General features: G+C 61.4%; 19 protein-coding genes and 1 pseudogene. 18 read left to right on the top strand and 2 right to left on the bottom strand.

Annotated features, from left to right (window positions below; translation table 11 throughout):
* Positions 1 to 215: 215 nt before the first annotated feature.
* The 3 genes from uvrA (NUW13_01865) to nhaC all read left to right on the top strand — a co-directional run bounded on the left by uvrA (NUW13_01865) (position 216) and on the right by nhaC (position 5,363).
* The gene (gene uvrA, locus NUW13_01865; GenBank protein MCR4437775.1) at positions 216 to 3,044 is read left to right on the top strand and encodes an excinuclease ABC subunit UvrA; all 2,829 of its coding nucleotides are present in this window, start codon (positions 216 to 218) and stop codon (positions 3,042 to 3,044) included.
* 78 nt (positions 3,045 to 3,122) lie between these two features.
* The gene (locus NUW13_01860; protein ID MCR4437774.1) at positions 3,123 to 3,815 is read left to right on the top strand and encodes an MgtC/SapB family protein; all 693 of its coding nucleotides are present in this window, start codon (positions 3,123 to 3,125) and stop codon (positions 3,813 to 3,815) included.
* Between the two features lie 138 nt (positions 3,816 to 3,953).
* Positions 3,954 to 5,363: a Na+/H+ antiporter NhaC gene (gene nhaC, locus NUW13_01855; GenBank protein ID MCR4437773.1), complete on the top strand. Its 1,410-nt coding sequence runs from the start codon at positions 3,954 to 3,956 to the stop codon at positions 5,361 to 5,363.
* A gap of 187 nt (positions 5,364 to 5,550) precedes the next feature.
* Here the strand turns inward: nhaC and NUW13_01850 are convergent, their stop codons facing one another.
* Positions 5,551 to 6,252 carry an endonuclease III gene (locus NUW13_01850; GenBank protein ID MCR4437772.1) on the bottom strand — a complete coding sequence of 234 codons (702 nt, stop codon included), beginning with the start codon at positions 6,250 to 6,252 and terminating at the stop codon, positions 5,551 to 5,553.
* 46 nt (positions 6,253 to 6,298) lie between these two features.
* Here NUW13_01850 and NUW13_01845 point away from each other — a divergent pair, with 46 nt between their 5' ends.
* Entirely contained in the window at positions 6,299 to 6,778 is a 480-nt protein-coding gene (locus NUW13_01845) for a QueT transporter family protein (GenBank protein ID MCR4437771.1), read from the top strand.
* A gap of 269 nt (positions 6,779 to 7,047) precedes the next feature.
* Here the strand turns inward: NUW13_01845 and NUW13_01840 are convergent, their stop codons facing one another.
* On the bottom strand, positions 7,048 to 7,344 hold the full coding sequence (locus NUW13_01840; protein ID MCR4437770.1) for a YlxR family protein: 297 nt from the start codon (positions 7,342 to 7,344) through the stop codon (positions 7,048 to 7,050).
* A 209-nt stretch (positions 7,345 to 7,553) separates the two neighbouring features.
* Between NUW13_01840 and NUW13_01835 the strand changes: the two genes are divergently transcribed.
* The 14 genes and pseudogenes from NUW13_01835 (at position 7,554) to NUW13_01770 (ending at position 20,223) form a co-directional block, all read left to right on the top strand.
* Complete coding sequence (locus NUW13_01835; protein MCR4437769.1) at positions 7,554 to 8,120, top strand: ECF transporter S component; 567 nt, start codon at positions 7,554 to 7,556, stop codon at positions 8,118 to 8,120.
* Between the two features lie 183 nt (positions 8,121 to 8,303).
* Complete coding sequence (gene uvrA / locus NUW13_01830) at positions 8,304 to 11,048, top strand: excinuclease ABC subunit UvrA (protein ID MCR4437768.1); 2,745 nt, start codon at positions 8,304 to 8,306, stop codon at positions 11,046 to 11,048.
* 37 nt (positions 11,049 to 11,085) lie between these two features.
* On the top strand, positions 11,086 to 11,616 hold the full coding sequence (locus NUW13_01825) for an NTPase (protein MCR4437767.1): 531 nt from the start codon (positions 11,086 to 11,088) through the stop codon (positions 11,614 to 11,616).
* 37 nt (positions 11,617 to 11,653) lie between these two features.
* Positions 11,654 to 13,717: an FAD-dependent oxidoreductase gene (locus tag NUW13_01820; GenBank protein MCR4437766.1), complete on the top strand. Its 2,064-nt coding sequence runs from the start codon at positions 11,654 to 11,656 to the stop codon at positions 13,715 to 13,717.
* The gene (locus NUW13_01815; protein MCR4437765.1) at positions 13,714 to 14,901 is read left to right on the top strand and encodes an FAD-binding oxidoreductase; all 1,188 of its coding nucleotides are present in this window, start codon (positions 13,714 to 13,716) and stop codon (positions 14,899 to 14,901) included. The genes NUW13_01820 and NUW13_01815 overlap by 4 nt, the downstream gene beginning before the upstream one ends.
* A 38-nt stretch (positions 14,902 to 14,939) precedes the next feature.
* On the top strand, positions 14,940 to 15,209 hold the full coding sequence (locus tag NUW13_01810) for a glutaredoxin family protein (protein MCR4437764.1): 270 nt from the start codon (positions 14,940 to 14,942) through the stop codon (positions 15,207 to 15,209).
* Positions 15,206 to 15,541 carry a ferredoxin:thioredoxin reductase gene (locus tag NUW13_01805; GenBank protein ID MCR4437763.1) on the top strand — a complete coding sequence of 112 codons (336 nt, stop codon included), beginning with the start codon at positions 15,206 to 15,208 and terminating at the stop codon, positions 15,539 to 15,541. The genes NUW13_01810 and NUW13_01805 overlap by 4 nt, the downstream gene beginning before the upstream one ends.
* Positions 15,542 to 15,672: 131 nt before the next feature.
* Complete coding sequence (locus NUW13_01800) at positions 15,673 to 16,197, top strand: ferritin family protein (protein MCR4437762.1); 525 nt, start codon at positions 15,673 to 15,675, stop codon at positions 16,195 to 16,197.
* 37 nt (positions 16,198 to 16,234) lie between these two features.
* Positions 16,235 to 16,516: a hypothetical protein gene (locus NUW13_01795; GenBank protein MCR4437761.1), complete on the top strand. Its 282-nt coding sequence runs from the start codon at positions 16,235 to 16,237 to the stop codon at positions 16,514 to 16,516.
* A 21-nt stretch (positions 16,517 to 16,537) separates the two neighbouring features.
* Positions 16,538 to 16,723, top strand: a complete 186-nt coding sequence (locus NUW13_01790; GenBank protein ID MCR4437760.1) for a hypothetical protein — start codon at positions 16,538 to 16,540, stop codon at positions 16,721 to 16,723.
* Between the two features lie 47 nt (positions 16,724 to 16,770).
* On the top strand, positions 16,771 to 17,247 hold the full coding sequence (gene bcp, locus NUW13_01785; protein MCR4437759.1) for a thioredoxin-dependent thiol peroxidase: 477 nt from the start codon (positions 16,771 to 16,773) through the stop codon (positions 17,245 to 17,247).
* Between the two features lie 28 nt (positions 17,248 to 17,275).
* Positions 17,276 to 17,890 (top strand): SGNH/GDSL hydrolase family protein, encoded by a 615-nt coding sequence (locus NUW13_01780; protein ID MCR4437758.1) that lies wholly within the window; start codon positions 17,276 to 17,278, stop codon positions 17,888 to 17,890.
* An 84-nt stretch (positions 17,891 to 17,974) separates the two neighbouring features.
* Positions 17,975 to 19,120, top strand: a complete 1,146-nt coding sequence (locus NUW13_01775; protein MCR4437757.1) for a hypothetical protein — start codon at positions 17,975 to 17,977, stop codon at positions 19,118 to 19,120.
* A 41-nt stretch (positions 19,121 to 19,161) separates the two neighbouring features.
* Positions 19,162 to 20,223, top strand: a pseudogene (locus tag NUW13_01770) (beta-lactamase family protein).
* Positions 20,224 to 20,547: the final 324 nt, after the last annotated feature.

Raw genomic sequence — 20,547 nt, 5'->3', positions numbered from 1 at the left:
GGATGGGGTGGGCACGTGTCTCAGGCTGTGACACCTCCGGAAGTAGCTGTTCGGCTTGCGACAATTACAGATGTGACGGCGATAAATGTAGCAAAGGCCCTCATGAGAGTCAACCTCTTTTCCTCCAACAGGGACTTTTCCCTTTACAATTGCCTGCCGTTTTTGTATATTGCATGCCTGGACAAAAGAGGAAGGTGAGGTTTTTCGCACGTCATATGGCTGAAAAGGACTCGATCATAATTCGCGGGGCGCGGGAGCACAACCTCAAGAACATCGACCTCGAGATCCCGCGCAACAAGCTGGTGGTCATTACCGGCCTGTCCGGTTCTGGCAAGTCGTCGCTGGCCTTCGACACCATCTATGCCGAGGGGCAGCGGCGGTATGTGGAGTCGCTCTCGGCATACGCCCGGCAGTTCCTCAGCCTCATGGAAAAGCCCGATGTGGACTATATCGAGGGGCTGTCGCCGGCCATTTCCATTGAGCAGCGTACCGCTGGCAAGAACCCACGCTCCACGGTGGGCACAATAACCGAGATCTATGACTACCTGCGCCTCCTTTTTGCGCGCATCGGCGTGCCGTACTGCTACCAGTGCGGGCGACGCATTCAGCGGCAGACCGTGCAGCAGATCGTCGAGGCTATCCTCGCCCTGCCACTCGGACAGAAGATTCAGGTCTTAGCACCGATCGTGCGCGGGCGCAAGGGCGAATACCGCGAGGTGTTCGAAGAGGCCCGCCGCGACGGCTACGTGCGGGTGCGGATCGATGGCAAGGTCTATGACCTGGAGAGCAAGATCAAGTTAGACAAGAACAAGAAGCACAACATCGAGGTGGTCGTGGACAGGCTGGTCATCGGCCCCCAGATCGCCTCCCGCCTCACTGACTCGGTGGAGACCGCCTTGGGTCTCGGCTCCGGAATGGTGCTGGTAGATGTGCTCGGCGAGCAGGAACTGCTTTTCAGCGAGCATTATGCCTGCGTGGAATGCGGCATTTCGTACGAAGAGCTGGCGCCGCGCCAGTTTTCCTTCAACAGTCCCTACGGCGCCTGTCCCACGTGCAATGGCTTGGGCGAGCGCATGGTCGTCGACCCGGCGCTGGTCATTCCCGACGACGCACTCAGCCTCAACCAGGGGGCCATCGCCCCTTGGAAGGACCTGCGCGACGGTTGGTATCGGGCTTTGCTCCTTGGCGTGGCCCACCATCTGCACTTCGCCCTAGACACACCGGTCAGGGAGTTGACTCGCCAGCAGCGCGACGCTCTCCTCTATGGCCTCGGGGAAAAGGAAATCCACTTCAAGTATCGCAGCTCCACCGGGCAGCGCGAAAGCTCCTTCACCGGCAAGTTCGAGGGCGTCACCCCGCATCTGGAGAGGCGCTACAGGGAGACCGAATCTGCAGCAGTGCGGGAGTGGATCGAGGGTTTCATGCGTGCGGTGCAGTGTCCGGAATGCGGCGGAGCGCGGCTCAAGAAGGAGAGCTTGGCGGTGCGCATCGGCGAGCACAACATCCATGCCATCACCACGATGTCCATCAAGGAGGCGCTGCACTTTTTCGATTCTCTGCAGCTCAGCGCCCGGGAAATGGAGATCGCCCGTCAGATTCTGAAGGAGATCCGCGAGCGGCTCACCTTCTTGCTCAACGTGGGGCTGGACTACCTGACCCTCGACAGGGCAGCGGGCACCCTGTCGGGGGGGGAGGCGCAGCGCATCCGTCTGGCCACGCAGATCGGCTCCCAGCTGGTGGGGGTGCTCTACATACTGGACGAGCCCTCGGTGGGGCTCCATCAGCGTGACAACCGCCGCTTGATTTCCACCTTAGAGCAACTCCGCGACCTGGGCAATACGGTGCTGGTGGTCGAGCACGACCGCGAGACCATGGAGCACGCCGACTATATCCTTGACCTTGGCCCGGGCGCTGGTGAGCACGGGGGGAGGGTAGTGGCAGCCGGGCCCCCCGAGGTCATTCGAGCAAGCAACGGTTCCATTACCGGTGACTATTTGGCCGGCAGGCGCTCCATTCCGGTCCCCAGCAGGCGCCGCCCAGGCAACGGCAATTTCCTGACGATCCGCGGCGCGCGGGGGAACAACCTCAAGAGCATCGACGTGGGCATCCCCCTGGGCATGTTCGTCTGCATCACCGGTGTATCCGGCTCGGGAAAGAGCACGCTGGTCAACGAAACCTTGTTTCGGGTGCTAAGCAGGGAGCTCTACCGCAGCAAGGAGCAGCCGCTCCCGTATGACCGCATCGAGGGGTTAGAGCACATTGACAAGGTCATCGATATCGACCAATCGCCCATAGGGCGCACGCCGCGCTCGAACCCTGCCACCTACACGGGTGTGTTCAGCCTGATCCGGGACCTGTTTGCGCAGATTCCGGAGGCGAAAATCCGCGGCTATCGCCCGGGCAGGTTCAGCTTCAACGTGAAGGGCGGGAGATGCGAAGCCTGCCAAGGAGACGGCATCATCAAAATCGAGATGCACTTCCTGCCCGATGTGTACGTGACTTGCGAGGTGTGCAAGGGGCGCCGCTACAATCGCGAGACGTTGGAGATAAGGTACAAGGGCCGCTCCATTGCTGATGTGCTGGACATGACCGTGACGCAGGCGCTTGAGTTTTTCGCCAACATCCCCAAGATAAGGCGCAAGTTGCAGACATTGCACGATGTCGGCCTGGGCTACATCCGCCTTGGCCAGCAGGCCACCACCCTCTCCGGAGGGGAGGCGCAGCGCGTGAAACTTGCTGCCGAGCTTTCCAAGGTGAGCACTGGCCGCACGCTCTACATCCTGGATGAGCCGACCACGGGCCTTCATTTTGAGGACATCAAGATGTTGCTCAACGTCCTGAACCGCCTGGTGGACATGGGGAACACCGTGGTCGTGATCGAGCACCATCTGGACGTCATCAAGGGAGCTGACTTCATTATCGACCTTGGTCCCGAGGGGGGAGATGAGGGCGGCTATGTGGTCGCTGCAGGTACTCCGGAACAGGTGGCCAAGGTGGAATCTTCCTACACCGGCATGTTCTTGCGTCGCGAGCTGGCAGCTTAGCAAGGGAGGAGGCGCGAGTCGCTGCGGCAGCCTCTTGGCTTGCAAAGACAGATTAGGGCTAATGGCGAGGAGTGAGCCATGCTATCTTTGCCGTTTGAACTGGTCGCCGTGTTGCAGATGCTTCTTGCCGTGGTGTTGGGGGCAACGGTGGGTTTCGAGCGGGCGCTGCACGGGCGTCCTGCCGGGCTGCGCACCCATGCCCTGGTGTGTGTGGGCTCGACGATGATCATGCTCACAGCTCGCGGCCTGGCCAGTGTGAGCCCGGAAGGGAGCCTGTTGGCGAGGATAACCGTCGACCCCGGTAGAATCGCCGCGGGCATCATCACTGGCATCGGCTTTCTTGGCGCCGGCTCCATCATCAAATCGGGTGACTTTGTGCGGGGGCTGACCACTGCCGCGTGTCTCTGGTTCGTGGCTGCGCTGGGCATCACTATTGGCGAGGGGTTCTACTTGCTCAGTGTGGTGGCCACGGCGATAGCGCTTTTCGTCCTCATCGTGCTGGACCGCTTCGAGCACCGTTTTGCGCACGTGGTTTATCGCTGCTTGCGGGTGGTGGTTCCCATGACCGAGCGGCATGAGGCTGAGCGGGCCTTTCGCGAGATTCTTTCACGGGAAGGGCTGCGCATCCAGGACACGCAGTATGTTCTCAAGCCAAAGGCAGGGGTGGCTCAGGTCATCTTTCGCCTGCGGGGCACCACCCGCTCCGGCGGGTCTGGTTTTTTGGAGAAGCTTTCCAGTGTGCGAGGAGTGACCACTTTAGAGTGGCGATGAGCTCGGCTTTATCCCTGCCGATTCTGATAGGCGGCGAAGAGGGGAGAGAAGAAGGGAATGGCCGATGAGCCCGGCACTGGCGGCTGCGAACGGACGTTGGGGCATGTCTGGAGAACAACCCTGAGCTCGGGAGCCGGCATGGCGGAAAAGAGCAGACGGATCAGGTTGGGGTTAGCGTTGGTTCCAGTGGTGTTCCTGGTGGTGGCCCTGTCCTTTACCATAGTGGTGCTCAAACAGTCCGCGCACGTGCCGTTGATTTGCGCGGCGGTTGTGGCGGCCATCATCGCCGTGGCGCACGGCTACCCGTGGAGGGAAATCCAGCAGGGGATGGTGCTGGGCATCACCTTGGCCTTGGACGCCATCCTCATCCTCATGGTGGTGGGCACGCTCATCGGCACGTGGCTCCTCGGCGGGGTGGTGCCCACGATGATCTACTACGGCCTGCAGCTTCTTTCGCCATCCGTTTTTCTGGTCGCCACCTTGATTATCTGCGCCATCGTCTCGCTGGGCACCGGCTCCTCCTGGTCCACGGCAGGGACTGTGGGGGTGGCGCTGATCGGTGTGGGGCACGGCCTCGGAGTCCCCCTGCCCATGGTGGCTGGAGCCATTATCTCGGGTTCCTACTTTGGCGACAAAATGTCGCCGCTTTCGGACACCACGAATCTTGCGCCGGCCGTGGCAGGGACGGACATCTTTTCCCACGTGCGCCACATGGTCTACACCACCGCACCCAGCTATGCGATTGCCCTGGTCTTGTACACGGTGCTCGGCCTCCGCTTCCGGGGAGGCACCCTGGACACCCAAAATGTCAGCCTCATCCTGAGCACCCTGCGAGGTGCGTTTCTTATTCACCCTCTGCTGCTCTTGCCGCCTTGCTTGGTGATTGTGATGGTCATAAGACGTGTGCCGCCATTGCCGGCGCTGTTGGCTGGCACGGCCATGGGTGGAATTTGCGCGCTGGCGGCGCAGTCGGCGTCACTTTCTGCCGTGGTAGGCGCCGCCCACCGCGGCTATGTCTCCCAAACCGGTGTCGCCGTGGTCGATGAACTGCTCACCAGGGGCGGGCTGGTGAGCATGATGGAGACCGTGGCGCTCATCATCTGCGCTCTGTCGTTTGGCGGCATCATGGAAAAGACTGGCATGTTGGCCACCATTGCCGAGGCGCTCCTGCGCCGCGTGCGCACCACAGGCTCCTTGGTGGCGACCACGCTCTTCAGCTGCATCGGCATGAACGCCATCGCTTCCGACCAATACCTGGCCATCGTCATCCCGGGCAGGATGTACAAGGACGCCTTCGACCGCATGGGGCTCCACCCAAAGAACCTATCCCGCTGTTTGGAGGATTCCGGGACGCTTTCCTCGCCCTTGATCCCCTGGAATAGCTGCGGGGCCTTTATGCATGCCACCCTTGGGGTGAGTCCCCTGGTCTACCTCCCGTTTGCGTTTCTTAACCTCTCCAATCCGGTGGTGTCGATGTTCTACGGGTACACGGGCATCACCATGGCTAAGGCCGATGAAGCCCCTGGGACAGGTGAGGAGAATAGATAGCGGCGGGAACGAAGTGCGCCAGGTCCCGTCCGGCGGAAGGGGGACCTTGCCCCTTCCGCCGGCTGGGGCTCCACGTTGGACGGATCAGGGCCGAGAGACGCGGGCTGCAGGTTCTCGATGGCCCCCCTCGGCGGGCGACGGGAGGAAAAAGGCGTTGGCTGCGGCCCTGGGGGAAGAGGCGAACAGGTCACGTCGTAGCCTCTGCGGGATAGGGGCAGACCGCACGCAACGGACAGAGCTGGCAGGCCGGCTTGCGGGCACGACAGATGGTCCTGCCCAGGCGCAAGAGGTTCATGTGCAGCGAGTAAGCCTTGCCCTTCGGCACCAGCGGCTGCATGAGGTAGTGCGTCTTTTCGGCGCTGGCGCCTTCTGGCACCAGGCCCAAGCGCGCGCAGATGCGATGCACGTGCGTGTCCACCGGAAAGACGTCGTGTCCACAAGCAAACATGAGTACGACACTGATGGTCTTGATGCCAATGCCGTTGAGCTTCAGAAAAGTCTCCTCCACTTGTTCGCGTGGTAGCGCACAGATTGCCCGCAAGTCGAGGGCGGCGTACGTCTGGCGTATCCACGAAAGGATCTGCTTGATACGCACACTTTTCTGATTGCTCAGGCCGGCGGGACGGATGGTAGCGGCCACCTCGGCGGCCGGCGCTTCGAGCAGCATTTCCCAGCGCGGATAGCGAGCTCGCAAGGCTTCGTAGGCGCGGTCGCGGTTGCGGTCGTTGGTATTCTGCGACAAGATCGTGCGGATGAGCACCTCTAAAGGGTCGGCTGGGCCGCGCCAGCGCGGTTCGCCAAATGCTGCCTCCAGCAGGCGCACGACCTGCGCAGTCCTGGCCGTAGCGCTCCTTGACTGATCACGAGCAAGTTGTGTCCGGCGCATCATCGAATTGGGAGGTTCCTGAGATTTGGATTCGCGTCCAAAGAGGACAGTGACAAGCAAACAGATTGCGACGGCTGGGATTATCGGCGCCCTGTACGCGGCGCTCACCGTGGTGCTGTCGCCCATCAGCTATGGTCCGCTGCAGGTGCGGGTGGCCGAGGCGCTCACCGTGCTCCCCTTTGTCACCCCTTGGGCAATTCCAGGCCTTTACTTCGGCTGCATGGTGGCAAATGTCTTTGGTGGCCTGGGCCCGGTGGACATCTTCGGCGGCAGCTTCATCTCTCTGGTTGCCGCCTGCCTCACTTACCTGCTACGCTGCACCGGCAAGGCGTGGCTGGCACCGCTGCCGCCTATCCTTTGCAATGCCTTTGGCGTAAGCCTCTATCTCCACCGCATCGCCGGCATGCCGTACTGGCTTACGGTCTTGTACATCGCCGCGGGGGAGGCTATTGCCTGTTGTGCTCTGGGGTATCCGCTGCTTGTGCTCCTGCAGAAGCGCTCCCAACCGACGCGCGGAGGCACTTGCTGATGATGCCCTCAGCGAAGCTCTGGTCACACACCGCAGCCGCGACAACCTCTGGGTACCCCAGTCGCTCCCCCAGCGCGACCTTGCTGACCACCTCCACGATGGGTATTTGCGACTCTGCGGCCAGGGCGGCGAGGCGAGTACGCACCCTGGTGGGCGCATCTTGTGCCAGGAGGAGCACTCGGCAACGGTGGCGGAGGATGGCCGTGCGTGCCGCCTCGCGGCCGACGGCCACCTTGCCAGCTCGCTGGGCAAGGCCGACAATGCCTAACTCAGCAAGCAGCATCGTCACTCCCGACCATTTTGGTCAGCGTGTCGTAGACGCTCTCCTGCACGTGGGCGCGCAACGATCGGTCAAGAGCGCGCCGCTTGCGAGCAAGCTGCACGCACGCGGCATTCCGGCACACATATGCACCACGGCCAGGTGCCGTGCCCTGGTCATCCACGGCCACCGAACCGTCGCTGGCTCTGACGATGCGCAGCAGGCGCCACCTTTCGCGCACTTGGCGACAACCCACGCAAGTGCGCAAAGGGACATGTCCGGCGTGTGAGCTCTTGGAGTGCTTCATCGCGTGCCCAGAGAGGTCCGAAACACTGCCGTGAAGTATACAAATCGCCACTGCGATTTTCAAGGAGAATTTTCCCTGCCTCAAGGGCGAGGCGCTCCCGCGGTGGGGCCCCCTCAGCGCAAGGGACCGATAGCTGCGGGGGTACGTCGGGTATCTCGAGGCCTCATTGAACCTTTGGCGTTCCGCTTTCTCGGAAAGGTGGGCGGGCGATGAAGCGTTCAAAGGTGCTGGCACGGCTCTCCTTGCTGGCTGCCCTGACGGTGGCAGGCCAGGCTGCCGGTCTTCCGCAACCGTTCACCGGCCCGTTCGTGAACGCCATGCTTGTTCTCACGGTAGCCCTTGTCGGGTGGGTACCCGCGCTGGGCCTCGGGTGCGTCACGCCGGTGGTCGCCCTGCTGCGAGGACTGCTTCCACCGGCGCTTGGTCCGGCAGTGCCGGTCATTGCGCTGGGCAACGGGCTTCTTGTCGGCGCATACGCAAGTGTGTGTCGACTGTGGCGGCGGCTACCTGCCTCCCCTGGGGTGCTACCCGGCACTGTGGCGGTGGTGGCAGCGGCGCTGGCCAAGTATCTCTGGCTCACGCTGGGCGTGAGACTCATTCTCCCGGTGGTCTTGGGCACCAAATTGTCCCCCTCGCTTGTCCTCGTGCTGACCACCTGGCAACTTTTCACTGCGCTGGCCGGAGTCCTTGCTGCGTTGGGCTTCAATGCCGTGTTGGCAAGGATAGGCCTCTTGCCCATGTGGCGCAGAGGGGACGGAGAAGAGACCGCATGTTGATGCGCATGCCGCAGGAGTCGGGGCAAGGCGCAGTCCCTTTCATGGGCCCGAGAGAATATCTCAGCGGTGGACCGTGTTTCCTTGCTCGACCCCCAGCCGGCAGGCGCGCAAAGCGCTTGCATCTTTTCTCCTCTTTTGATAAATTAGGCGCTCAGGCGCAATCAATATGGTATAGACGAGTCGATGCCAACACCCATTTCGATCCGCGGTGCGCGCACGCATAATCTGAAGAACATCTCCTTGGATCTGCCGCGGAACAAGCTTACCGTCATCACTGGGGTCTCCGGCTCTGGCAAATCAAGCCTTGCCTTCGATACCCTTTACGCCGAGGGACAACGGCGCTACGTGGAAAGCCTCTCCGCTTACGCCCGCCAGTTCCTCGAGCGCATGGACCGCCCAGATGTGGACGAGATTCGTGGCATCCCGCCGGCAGTGGCCATCGAGCAGAAGAACCCCACGCGCACCTCCCGCTCCACTGTCGCCACGGCCACTGAAATCCACGACTACTTGCGCCTGCTGTTTGCGCGCATCGGACGCACCTTCTGCCCGCAATGCGGCCACGAAGTGCGCCGCGACCGCGTAGAATCCGTGGTGGATGAGCTCATGGAGCTCCCCCTCGGCACCAGCCTCTACATCGCTTTTCCATGCTCAGCCGAACTGGATTGTGATCAGAATATTGAGATCCTGGCCAGCAAGGGCTTTCGCCGTCTGCTGATCGACGGCCAGGTGGTGCCTTTGGAGCGGGCTCCTCGCTCGGCGGCTGTATTGACCGTGCTGGTCGACCGCCTCACCATCAAGCAGGGCGTGCGGGAGCGCCTGGCGGACAGCATAGGCTTGGCCTTTGCCGAAGGGGGCGGCAGGGCAGAGGCCCATCTATCCACCGGCGAGGTGCGTCGTTTCAGCCAGGCCTACGCTTGTGCCCGCTGTGGTTTGAGTTTTGTCGAGCCGCAGCCCCGCCTCTTTTCCTTCAACAATCCGTACGGCGCGTGCAAGACCTGCAAGGGGTTCGGGGACATCATCACCATCGACGAAGACCTGGTCATCCCCGACAAGCAGAAGAGCCTGGCGGAAGGGGCCATTGCTCCCTGGAATACCCCTACCCACCGGGAACTGCTCCTGGACTTGCTGCGAATCGCCCCGCGACAGGGAATCGACGTGGGGGCGCCATATGAGCGTCTCACTCCCGAACAGCGCCGCCTGGTCTGGGAAGGCGTGAATGGCTACCCGGGGATAAACGGCTTCTTCTCGTGGCTGGAGGGCAAACGCTACAAGATCGGCGTGAGGGTTTTCTTGAGCCGCTACCGCGGCTACGTGCAGTGTCCTGACTGCCACGGCAGTCGTTTGCGGCCGGAGGCGCTCTATGTGCGGGTGGGTGGCCTGACCATCGCCGACATCGTCCGCATGACCCTGGCACAGGCGCGCCGCTTTTTCGACGAGCTGCAGCTTCCGCCATTCGAGCAGCAGGTGGCAGGACAGATCCTCCGGGAGCTGCGCAATCGCCTTTCCTACCTCGACGACGTGGGACTGGGCTACCTGACTTTGGACCGCCGCACTGCCACCCTCTCCGGCGGCGAGTACCAGCGCATCAACTTAGCGACCGCCTTGGGTGCCAAGCTGGTGGGCACACTGTATGTGCTGGACGAGCCGACCATCGGCCTTCACCCCCGGGATACCCGCCGCCTCATTAGCATCCTCAGGGCGCTGCGCGATATTGGCAACACGGTGGTCGTAGTGGAACACGACCGGGACATGATGGCTGTGAGCGACTTTATCTGCGATTTGGGGCCGCGGGCAGGGGCACACGGCGGCCAGATCGTCTACCAGGGGACCTACGCGGGCATCCGCGACGATGGCCACTCGCTCACCGGTGCCTACTTGCGCGGCAACAAGCAGATTACCCTGCCCGACCGGCGGCGGCATCCAGATGGACGCTGGCTGGAGGTGCTGGGCGCCCGTCAGCACAACCTCAAAGGGATCGATGTGCGCATTCCGCTGGGACTCTTTGTGGTGGTAAGCGGCGTGTCGGGATCTGGCAAGAGTTCTCTGGTGTACGATGTACTTTACGCCGCATTGATGAAGCACCTCGGTAAGTGGCAGCGGCCGGTCGGTGCTCACGCGGGCCTGCGAGGGGTGCACTACCTTGACGATGTCGTCCTGGTCGACCAGTCCCCCATCGGACGTACGCCGCGCAGCAACCCCGCGACGTACGTCAAGGCCTGGGACCCCATTCGCCGCGCCTTTGCGGAAACTCGGCAGGCGCGCATCAAGGGCCTCAAGCCGCGGGCCTTCTCCTTCAATGTGCCCGGCGGCAGGTGCGAGGCATGCGAAGGAGCCGGCGCCGTAAAGGTGGAGATGCAATTCCTTGCCGACCTCTTCTTGGAGTGCGATGTGTGCGGCGGCAAACGCTTCAGGAAGGAAATCCTCGAGATCCGTTACCGGGGAAAGAACATCGCTGAAGTGCTGGAGATGTCGGTGAGCGAGGCACTCGAGTTCTTCGCCGCCGACGCGCAGGTGATACGTCGTCTGCAGCTTCTGCAGGATGTGGGGCTGGGCTACATCAAGCTCGGGCAGCCGGCCACCACCCTCTCCGGCGGCGAGGCGCAGCGGGTAAAGCTGGCGGCGCATTTGGCAGAGCGCGCGGGTAGGCACGTCATGTATATCTTCGACGAGCCTACCACCGGATTGCATTTCGACGACGTGGCAACGCTTTTGGCCTGTTTCGAACGGCTGGTGGAGGCGGGAAACAGCGTGCTGGTCATCGAACACAACATGGACGTCATCAAATGTGCGGACTATGTCATCGACCTGGGGCCTGAGGGTGGCGACGAAGGCGGCTACATGCTGGCAACGGGCACCCCTGAGGAAGTGGCCCGTCACCCCACATCGCACACGGGAAGGTTTCTCCGGGAATACGTGAAGGTCTCATAGGCGGAAGCGGGAGAGAACTAACGGATGAGGGATGTCTATGAAATCTATGCCCGTCATACTCCTCACAGGGGAAGCCGGGGTGGGGAAGACGACCATTATCAAGAAGGTTTTGGAGCGAACGCCGTTCAAGGCGGGCGGGTTCATCACCAACGAGATTCGCGAGCAAGGGCGGCGCGTCGGCTTTGAGGTCGTCTCCTTGCGCGGAGAAAGAGGGATACTGGCCCATGTGGATTTCAAGAGCCGATACTGGGTGGGCAAGTATTTCGTCAACCTGCGTGACCTGCACCGCATCGGTGTCACCGCCCTGGAGAGGGCCCTGGTGGAGGATGACCTGGTAATCATTGACGAGATCGGGCGCATGGAGCTCTTTTCGAAAAAGTTCAAAGATATCGTCACCAAGGCTCTGGACGGCCGCAAACCGGTATTGGGCGCCATCATGTCCCAACGTCACCCTTTTGCCGATCGCATCAAGCAGCTGCCCTTTATTAAGCTCTACGAAATCACCAAGGTCAACCGCGACATGATGGTGGACGAGGTACGGCGGCAGCTCATCTCCGGTGGCATGTAGAATCCGCACCTGCACTGGGCATCTCACAAGGAAATGCATGGCCAGAATAGAAAACCATCCCATCCTTCCGGTCCCTGCCGAGCGAAGAAGGGTTCCTTTTACTTTTGACGGCACCGAACTTTTCGGCTTCGAGGGCGAGATGGTCTCCTCTGCCCTCATCGCCAATGGCGTCTGGACTTTTTCCCTGCACAGGAGGGGAGACACCACTCAAGGCATTTTCTGCGCCAATGGTCAGTGTTCCCACTGTGTCGTGCTCATTGACGGTGTGGCCCAAAAGTCGTGTGTTACCCCTCTGCGCGAGGGAATGGACGTGCGCACGCTGCGAGGCGTACCGGCGCTGCCGGAGGACAACCGGCCGTTGGGCCGCTGGGAAAAGAAGGTGGTGGCCTGCGACGTGCTCGTCGTGGGCGGTGGGCCGTCCGGGCTGACCGCCGCCATCGAGCTCGCCAAGAGGGGATTCTCCGTGCTCCTGGTGGATGACAAGGCCGCGTTGGGGGGCAAGCTGGTCTTGCAGACGCACAAGTTCTTCGGCTCGGTAAAAGATTGTTACGCCGGCACGCGCGGCATCGACATCGCTCGGCTCTTGGCACAACAGGTGGCGGAGCTGCCGAACATCACGGTGATGACCAACGCGTCCGTGGTCGGCGTCTACAAGGACCAGAAGGCCGGCGTCTTCGTGGACGGCCGCCACTACGTGATTGTGGGCTTCCAGGGCCTCGTGGTGAGCGCTGGCGCCCGCGAAAAGGGGCTGATCTTCCCGGGTAACCATCTGCCGGGCGTCTACGGCGCCGGAGCCTTCCAAACTCTGGTGAACAGAGACCTGGTCCGCCCCGCGGAAAGGCTGTTCATCATCGGCAGCGGCAACGTGGGGCTCGTTGCTGCCTACCACGCCTTGCAAGCCGGCATGCAGGTGGTGGGCATTGCCGACATCCTGCCAAAGGTGGCCGGCTACAAGGTGCACCAGGACAAAGTCAAGAGGATGGGGGTTCCCATCTACCTCTCGCACACTATCCTTTCGGCTGAAGGGAGAGGAAGAGTAGAACGCCTCACCATTGCCCAAGTGGATGAGCGCTTTCAGCCGATCCTCAGCACGGCGCGCACCTATGCAGTGGATACCCTCCTCCTTGCCGTAGGGTTGAGCCCTATCGAGGAATTCTATCAACTGGCGCGGCCTTTTGGCTTCAGGGTGGTGAGGGCCGGAGACGCAGAGGAGATCGCCGAGGCTTCCTCTGCGATGTTCGGCGGGCGCATCGCCGGGCTGCGCATGGCCAGGATGCTCGGCGACCAGGTGCACATCGAAGGTTCCTTTGCCGAGAAGATGGAAATCCTGAAGAGCCCCCCAGGAAAGATCTATCCCAAGCAAGCTGCGATACTGGGCCCCAAGTTTCAACCGGTGCTCCACTGTGTGGAGGAGATCCCTTGCGACCCCTGTGCCGCAGTCTGCCCTACGGGAGCAATCACTTTGCGAGGAGAGAGGGGCAATCTCCTCGACCCGCCCGTCTACTCCGGAGAGTGTTCAGGATGCATGCTGTGCGTTGCTGCTTGCCCGGGCCTGGCCATCACCCTGGCCAGGCAGATCGACGAGCAGTGGGCAGAAGTGGTGATGCCGCACGAATTTGTTCCGAACTTTGGCCCGGGAGACCAGCTCCCCGTAATGGACCAAGAAGGAAAGTTCCTGGAAATGGGCCAAGTGACGAGGATACGATTCAACAGGAAATACAAGACCCACCTGGTTACGTTGCGCGTCTCGCTGGCCAATGGGCCTCTGGCGGCAGGCGTACGGGTGCAACCGCCGGAGGCCACTTTGCCCCTGCCAACCGCCTCTCTTACCCATGCACCCGAGGACGGCGTGGTCTGCCACTGCGAAATGGTGACGTTGCGAGAAGTGGTCGATTTCATCAAGACCCACCACGTGACCGACGTCAACCAGCTGAAGGTGTTGCGCGTGGGAATGGGCGCATGCGGGGGCAAGAACTGCTCGCAGGTATTGGCGCGAGCGTTTGCCATGGCCGGCGTCGATTGGGAGAGGGTCACTAAGGGGACGGTGAGACCGCTCACCGTGGAAGTACCCATGTCGGCGATCCTTAATGAGGAGCGTTGAACCGGAAGGAGATCATCCTGCAGGAGCGAGCCGTGGACAGCGCGGCAGATGTGGTCGTCATTGGCGCAGGGAGTGTTGGGCTGCCCTTGAGTAACTACCTGGCCCGCAAAGGCCTGAAAGTGAGGGTCATCGACAGGGAGGCTTCACCGGGGAGAGGGCAGAACAAGGCGGCGATCGGCGGCATGCGCGCCACACACTCTGATCCCGCGAAAATCAGGATCTGTCTGCGCTCGTTGGACCTGATCCGCCACATGAAGGAAGAGCATGGCATCGACGTGAACTGGGTGCAGGGAGGCTACCTTTTCCCCGCCTATGACGAGGCAAAAGAGCGGGCGCTGCGGAGCCTGCTGGCCATGCAGAAGCAGTTTGGCCTGCACATCGACTGGATCGGGCCCGATGAGGTGGAGGCGCTGGTGCCTGGTATCAATCGCCAGGGGCTGCGCGGCGGCACCTACTCCCCGGAGGACGGCTCTGCCTCTCCATTGAAGGTGGCGGCAGCCTACTACCAGCTGGCCCGCGAGGCAGGGGCCAAGTTTTCGTTCTGCGAGGAGGTGGTGGGTTTCCGCACCCAGGGCGGGCGCCTGATAGCAGTGCGCACAAACCGGGCCACCTACCCTTGCAACATGGTGGTCGATGCCTCCGGCGCCGATGCCAGAGACACCGCCGCTCTGCTCGGGCTCGATGTTCCTGTCTTCCCCGACTCGCATGAGGCAGGAATTACCGAGCCAGTGCAACCTCTGTTTCGGCCTATGGTAGTGGACACCAGGTCTGACCAGGAGTCGGCCAACTACTACTTCTATCAGAACAAAGAGGGCCAGGTGGTCTTCTGCATTACCCCTTGTCCTCCAATACCGGGGAAGGAATGCGATTGCACCTCGGCCTTCCTCCCCTTGGTGGTGCGCAGAATGGTGGCCCTCTACCCGAGGCTGCGCTATCTGCGTGTGCGGCGCACGTGGCGCGGTCTGTACCCGATGACGCCCGACGGCTTTCCCATTGTCGGCTTTAGCAACGAGTTGGACAATCTCCTCCTGGCCGTGGGGATGTGCGGGCAGGGCTTCATGCTCGGCCCTGGCCTGGGCCTCATCCTGGCTGAAGTCATCGCCGAGCGCAGCAGGCGCTTCGACGACATCTTAGAGCAGTTGAGTCCATACCGTGCGTTCACTACGGAAGAGGTACTGAAGTAAGGCTTGGAAGGTTACCGAGAAGAGAACCGGGAGGTCCCATGTACGAGCAAGAAGTTGCCAATCGGATCCCCATTTTGTTTGCTGTGAGCACCTGTCCGCGTTGTCAGCGGATGAAGAAGTTCCTGCAGGAACACAAGGTGCAGGCGAAGGTGGTGGACTATGACTTGCTGCCGCCTGAGGAGAAGCGGCCGGTGTTGCGTTTCCTCCAACCCATTAACCCACGGCTGTCGTTCCCTACGCTGGTTGTGGGCGACATGGCGGTGATTGGCGAAGACTACCAAGGGGTGAAGGAGGTCCTCGATCTATGACAGTGGAACAGTATTACGAGAGCTTGAAAAGGTTTGCGCCGACGCGCGGGCTGATCCTCAACCCAGATTGGGAAATAGTGCGCCCCCTGCTTGAGGGTTTGTTGAAGAACGGCGAGCGCTATCGCCTGCGTACCTGTCCGTGTCGCCCTGCCACAGGCGACCCTCAAAAGGATCGCGACATCGTCTGCCCTTGCGAATACGCGAAGCCCGACATCGAAGAGTACGGTGCCTGCTACTGTTGGCTGTACGTGTCTCAGGACTGGATCGACGGCAAGGTGCCGCACGTGCAAATTCCCGAACGGCGCCCAGTTGAGCGCACATTGGACATCTAAGGCGACGCCTCCGGCGGCCGAAGCGCTTCCGCACTTGAGGCAGGAGCAGAGGCCGCCTTTCCGGCGGCGCAGAGTGGAGAGAGTTGCGAGCCGTTTCCGGCGGTGTTGCCGAGGCGGCGAGAGGAGGAATTATGTCATCCGAAGCGAGTGAGCTGACCAAGACCCTGCAGACTGCACTTGAGATCGAGGATCAGGGACTGACCACCTTTCTCAAGTTTGCCAGACAGACTAAAGACACAACCGGCAAGAACATGTTCATCCGCTTGGCGATGGATGAACATGAGCACCACAAGATTATTGAACGGCAGTGGCGTGCCGTGTTAGAAGGCCAGCCCTTCACCCAGGTGGAGATCCCAAAGTCCGAGGTGGAGCGCATCGCTCCGGCGCTCAGAGAAAAGCAGCTCAAGACCAGAGGCGAATCGGGCCTGGCAGAGGTAGATGCATTGCACACTGCCCTCGACCTGGAAAGGAAGGCAGCAGCCTTTTTCCGCGAGCAGGCGGCCAAGACCGCCAATGCCGAGGCAAAGGCCATGTTCCTGCGCCTGGCAGAATGGGAAGACACGCACTACGATTTGATCCAGGCGGAGCTGGACTACATCAACCACACCGGTTTCTGGCTCGGCATCCCGGAATTCCAGATGGACGGCAAGTCCTGAACCGTAGGGCGAATATAGCAGAGAGGGAGGCAAGACCATGAAGGAACAGCCGACAATCATCGACGCCATCAACTTGGCCATGGAGGCGGAGAAGAAAGCGCAGCAGTTCTACGCCGAATCTGCGGGAAAGGTGGCTAACGAGCGCGGCAGAAACTTGCTGACGCAACTGGCCAACTTTGAGCAGAGCCACTACGAGGCATTGGACAGGCTAAGGACCTCGCTTGCCTCCGCCGGCACGTTCACCCCCTACCAAGGGACAACATTTGCCCCTTATCGGCCCAAAGCGGAGATCTCGGGCAAGATCGAGCCCAACAAGTAGGATGCGCTCAGCATTCTGCAGATGGTCATCGAGGCGGAAACCCAGGCCCACGAGCGCTACCGTTCTCTCGCCGCCCAAACTGAGGATCCTCAGGGGAAGGCCATGTTCGAAAAACTCGCCGAGGAAGAGGTCCTTCATCGCAGGATCCTGAATGACGAATTCTACTACCTCAGTAACCGCGGAGGGATCTGGTTCTGGGGAGACTGAGGAGGCGCGTGCCTCGCCGTGGAATTGTGCTTGCCGAGGAGGAACTCATGCAATTGCAACCGGGTGACCCTGCTCCTGATTTTACGCTGTCTGACCAGAATGGCCTCACACATCGCCTGTCCGACTATCGGGGGCGATGGGTACTGTTGTACTTCTATCCAAAAGACGACACTCCGGGATGCACCAAGGAGGCTTGTGCGTTCAGGGACCAGCTGCCGTCTTTTGACAAGCTCCGTGCTCAGGTCTTGGGCGTGAGTGCAGATTCAGCGGCTTCCCATGCTCGGTTTGCTGCCAAGTATCGTCTGTCGTTTCCGCTCCTGGCCGATCGTACGAAGGAAGTCGTGCAGCTCTACGGTGTGTGGGGCAAGAAGAAATTCATGGGGAGAGAATTCATGGGGACAAGGCGGACCTCCTTCCTCATCGATCCAGACGGCCGCATCGCCAAAGTGTACGAGAACGTGAAGCCGGACAAACACGCCGAGGAGGTGCTCGCCGACCTGGAGGCTCTTTCCCAAGATAAGTGAGCGGCAGAGGCTTCGCCGAGGAGCACACGTGAATATCATCTGCTTCGGCGATTCCATCACCCAGGCCGGTGACCGCTCGGAGGGCGACCGCTGGCCGACGGTGCTGCAGATCGCCCTGGACGACTGGAGGGTCGGTACCTACCGGGTTTTCAACCGCGGGGTAGGAGGCAACACTACCGCCAACGGTTTGGCGCGCTTTGCGGACGATGTGTTGCCACTTCTGCCCGGGGTGCTGGTGGTGGAATTCGGCATCAACGACTGCAACCACCCGACATGGCGGCGCGTGCCGGCGGTGGGTGTGGAGGAGTACAAGAAGAACCTGCGGGAGTTTCATCGCCTATGCCGGGTGAGCAAGGGAGTGTGCGTGTTCGTGGTGAACCACCCTGTTTCCCGCGCCAAGCTGCCTCAGGGAAATGGTCGCACGCTCCATGCCAACCTTCAGCCGTACAACGAAGCGGTGCGGCTTCTGGCCGCCGAGCTCAAGGCGCCGATTGTTGACCTGCCGATGATGATGAGCGAGTGGGAGATCAAGCTGGCGGATTTTGTCCAAGAGGACGGAATTCACCTCACGGCGCATGGCAACCACCTGTACGCGGCGATGGTCTTTGAGCGGCTCCAGGAGATCCTGAAACGTATTAGTTGAACTCTCCGAGTAGCCCATGTGGTGGTCGCAAAAGGGATTTCCTCCTGGGACAAAGGCGCCGTGCATTCTTAGCGGGAGGCGCAGATGACGAGAGCGTTGGCCTGCTGCATCCTGTGCTTGGTGGGCGCCCCAGCGACTCTGGCGCAGGGCGTGGGCGTCGGCACCCGAGTGGACTTGACCGACTCATTGCTGTTGAACAGGGCGGGAGGCCAATTTGCCCAACTGTTCGTGCCCGATTACTTCCAACCCCCGGGCGATGGAGATGTCCTGTTGGTGGTGCACCTTCACGGCGCCTCGTGGGCTGCGGAGAACCAGGTCTACAAGGCACGCGCCAATGCCGCACTGGTGAACATTCACCTGGGCGCGCTCTCCAGCCCCTACCAGAACTACTTCTCCGACCAGAGCCGCTTTGCCGCGATCCTGGACGTCGCGCTTCGCCAGTTGGCGACCCTGGGAATCGTGGCCGCACCTCGCCTCGGGTGGCTCATCGTGACCTCCTTCAGCGCCGGCTATGCTGGCGTGCGAGAAGTCCTCAAGAACCCCGCGTACTACGCCCGGCTCGATGCTCTCACGCTGGCCGATGGTCTCCACTGCAGTTCTGATCCTAGCCTGATGGCTGCGCAAATGGCGGATTTCCTAAGGCTGGCTCGCGATACGGCTGCAGGCCGGAAGGTGATGCTCCTCACGCACTCCAGTATCAAGACGGTCGGGTACCAGTCCACCACTCAGACGGCCGATTACCTCCTTGCGGGGATCGGTGCCCAACGCCTGCCCTGTTCGCTCACGGACGACATCGGCGTCCAGTACTCGCGCTGCGACACGGGCCAGTTCCATCTCCGCGGTTACTTGGGTGAGACCGCTGATGACCACATGAAACACCTGTACGCCATGGACAAGATGTTGGTCCAGGCCTGCGAGATTCTCGGCTTGCGGGCTGCTTCTGCCCCGGAGGGGTGGTTGCCCGAGAGCAGCCCCCTCGCTGTGCAAGTCTACCCGAATCCATCCAATCCCTACGCTACTTTTCGCTGCCAAGTGCCCATGCCCGGACCGATGAGGTTGACGGTCTTCAATGTGCTCGGGCAGCAAGTATTTACCCGGGAAGATAGCTACGTGCCAGCCGGATACGCCGAGGTAGTGTGGAAGCCGGGCATTCTTCCGGCGGGCGTGTACACCTATCGACTTCAGGCCTGTGGGAAAACGGCTGTGGGCCATTGCGTGCTTCTCAGGTAGAAGCCGCAGGGGGCAAATCAATGGCTTGCAGAGGAGGGTGGATGCGCAGCAGACCTTGGCTGACCGCAGCTTTGGCAGCAGCTCTCTTCGCCCAGGGTTGCGCACCCCGGAAGCTGCACGAGGTGGACGAGCTCTTCTGTGCCTACAGTGGCCAGGTGCCAGGCGCTGCAGTGATGGTCGTCCACAAAGGGCGCCCCATCCTCACCCGCTGCTATGGACTGGCGAGTCTGGAACAGGAGCGGCCGGTTGGAGAGTGCACCAACTTCCGCCTGGCCTCGGTGAGCAAGCAGTTCACCGCCATGGGTATCATGATTTTGGTCGAGGGCGGGCTATTGCGCTACGGCCAGACCCTGCGGCAGGTTTTTCCAGCATTTCCGCCGTACGGGGATGCGGTCACCATCGACCACCTGCTCCACCACACATCCGGGCTCATCGAGTATGAGTCGCTGCTGCCCGACACGATGACCTCGCAGGTCAGTGACGCGGACGTGCTGCGCATGATGATGGAACAGGATTCCACCTACTTTCCGCCCGGGAACCAGTTCCGGTACAGCAATGCCGGTTATGCCGTGTTGGCCATGGTCGTGGGGAAAGTGTCGGGGATGCGCTTCGCCGATTTTCTCCGTGAGAATGTGTTCCTCCCGGCGGGAATGACTTCGACGATTGCCTACGAGAAGGGCGTTCCGCCTGTGTCCTGTCGGGCCTAAGGGTACATGGTCGCGGAAGACAGCGGCTTTGTGTTCCGAGACCAGAGTCCCAGCAGCGCTGTGCTGGGTGATGGGGGCATCTATTCCTCCGTGCGCGACCTGTTTCGCTGGGACCAGGCGCTGTACAGTGACCGCCTTGTTTCGCTTGCAACGCTGGAGAGGGCATTCACCCCTGGGTTGTTGAACGACGGCACGAGCACCGGGTACGGCCATGGCTGGCGCCTGGACAGCTATCGTGGCCGGCGGCGCATGCACCACACTGGAAGCACTTGCCGCTTTGCGACCTTGATCCACCGCTACCCGGACGATCGGTTTGCGGTGATCGTGCTGACCAACCGCAATGAGCCTAGCGTCATGGCCGTGGGTGACAGGCTGACTGAGCTTTTCCTGCCGTGACGCGGCGCAGGAAGCGTCGGGGACGTCGGGCTTGATGCCCCAGGGTGGGGCTGGAGTGCAATGCCTTTATGCATTGCGGGGGGAGTTCCCTTCCGCCACCCCTACGCGGCCTTGCGGCCGGGTGGCGCCGCATAAAGGCGGCGCACTCCGGGGTCGAAACGCGGCCTGGGGGAAATCTTGCAGGCTGGAGAAAGTCATGCGCAGGCCCCTACTCCTTAGGGAGGAGTTGCTTGCCGCCACTTCGCAGCACGATTGCTCCTTGCACTTTGCTCGCCGATTTCATATATTTACCACGCTCACCAAACAGGGTAGAGGTTTTGCAGA

This window comes from candidate division KSB1 bacterium (assembly GCA_024655945.1).
Taxonomy (GTDB): Bacteria; Zhuqueibacterota; Zhuqueibacteria; order JANLFK01; family Oleimicrobiaceae; genus Oleimicrobium.
The sequence above is the reverse complement of the archived record's forward strand: the minus strand, read 5'-3'. Positions and strand labels throughout refer to the sequence as shown.

Excerpts from the sequence above, each read along its gene's own strand:
- uvrA (MCR4437775.1), top strand. The coding sequence starts at position 216 with ATGGCTGAAAAGGACTCGATCATAATTCGCGGGGCGCGGGAGCACAAC.
- NUW13_01860 (MCR4437774.1), top strand. The coding sequence starts at position 3,123 with ATGCTATCTTTGCCGTTTGAACTGGTCGCCGTGTTGCAGATGCTTCTT.
- nhaC (MCR4437773.1), top strand. The coding sequence starts at position 3,954 with ATGGCGGAAAAGAGCAGACGGATCAGGTTGGGGTTAGCGTTGGTTCCA.
- NUW13_01850 (MCR4437772.1), bottom strand. The coding sequence starts at position 6,252 with ATGATGCGCCGGACACAACTTGCTCGTGATCAGTCAAGGAGCGCTACG.
- NUW13_01840 (MCR4437770.1), bottom strand. The coding sequence starts at position 7,344 with ATGAAGCACTCCAAGAGCTCACACGCCGGACATGTCCCTTTGCGCACT.
- NUW13_01835 (MCR4437769.1), top strand. The coding sequence starts at position 7,554 with ATGAAGCGTTCAAAGGTGCTGGCACGGCTCTCCTTGCTGGCTGCCCTG.
- uvrA (MCR4437768.1), top strand. The coding sequence starts at position 8,304 with ATGCCAACACCCATTTCGATCCGCGGTGCGCGCACGCATAATCTGAAG.
- NUW13_01825 (MCR4437767.1), top strand. The coding sequence starts at position 11,086 with ATGAAATCTATGCCCGTCATACTCCTCACAGGGGAAGCCGGGGTGGGG.
- NUW13_01820 (MCR4437766.1), top strand. The coding sequence starts at position 11,654 with ATGGCCAGAATAGAAAACCATCCCATCCTTCCGGTCCCTGCCGAGCGA.
- NUW13_01810 (MCR4437764.1), top strand. The coding sequence starts at position 14,940 with ATGTACGAGCAAGAAGTTGCCAATCGGATCCCCATTTTGTTTGCTGTG.
- NUW13_01805 (MCR4437763.1), top strand. The coding sequence starts at position 15,206 with ATGACAGTGGAACAGTATTACGAGAGCTTGAAAAGGTTTGCGCCGACG.
- NUW13_01800 (MCR4437762.1), top strand. The coding sequence starts at position 15,673 with ATGTCATCCGAAGCGAGTGAGCTGACCAAGACCCTGCAGACTGCACTT.
- NUW13_01795 (MCR4437761.1), top strand. The coding sequence starts at position 16,235 with ATGAAGGAACAGCCGACAATCATCGACGCCATCAACTTGGCCATGGAG.
- NUW13_01790 (MCR4437760.1), top strand. The coding sequence starts at position 16,538 with ATGGTCATCGAGGCGGAAACCCAGGCCCACGAGCGCTACCGTTCTCTC.
- bcp (MCR4437759.1), top strand. The coding sequence starts at position 16,771 with ATGCAATTGCAACCGGGTGACCCTGCTCCTGATTTTACGCTGTCTGAC.
- NUW13_01775 (MCR4437757.1), top strand. The coding sequence starts at position 17,975 with ATGACGAGAGCGTTGGCCTGCTGCATCCTGTGCTTGGTGGGCGCCCCA.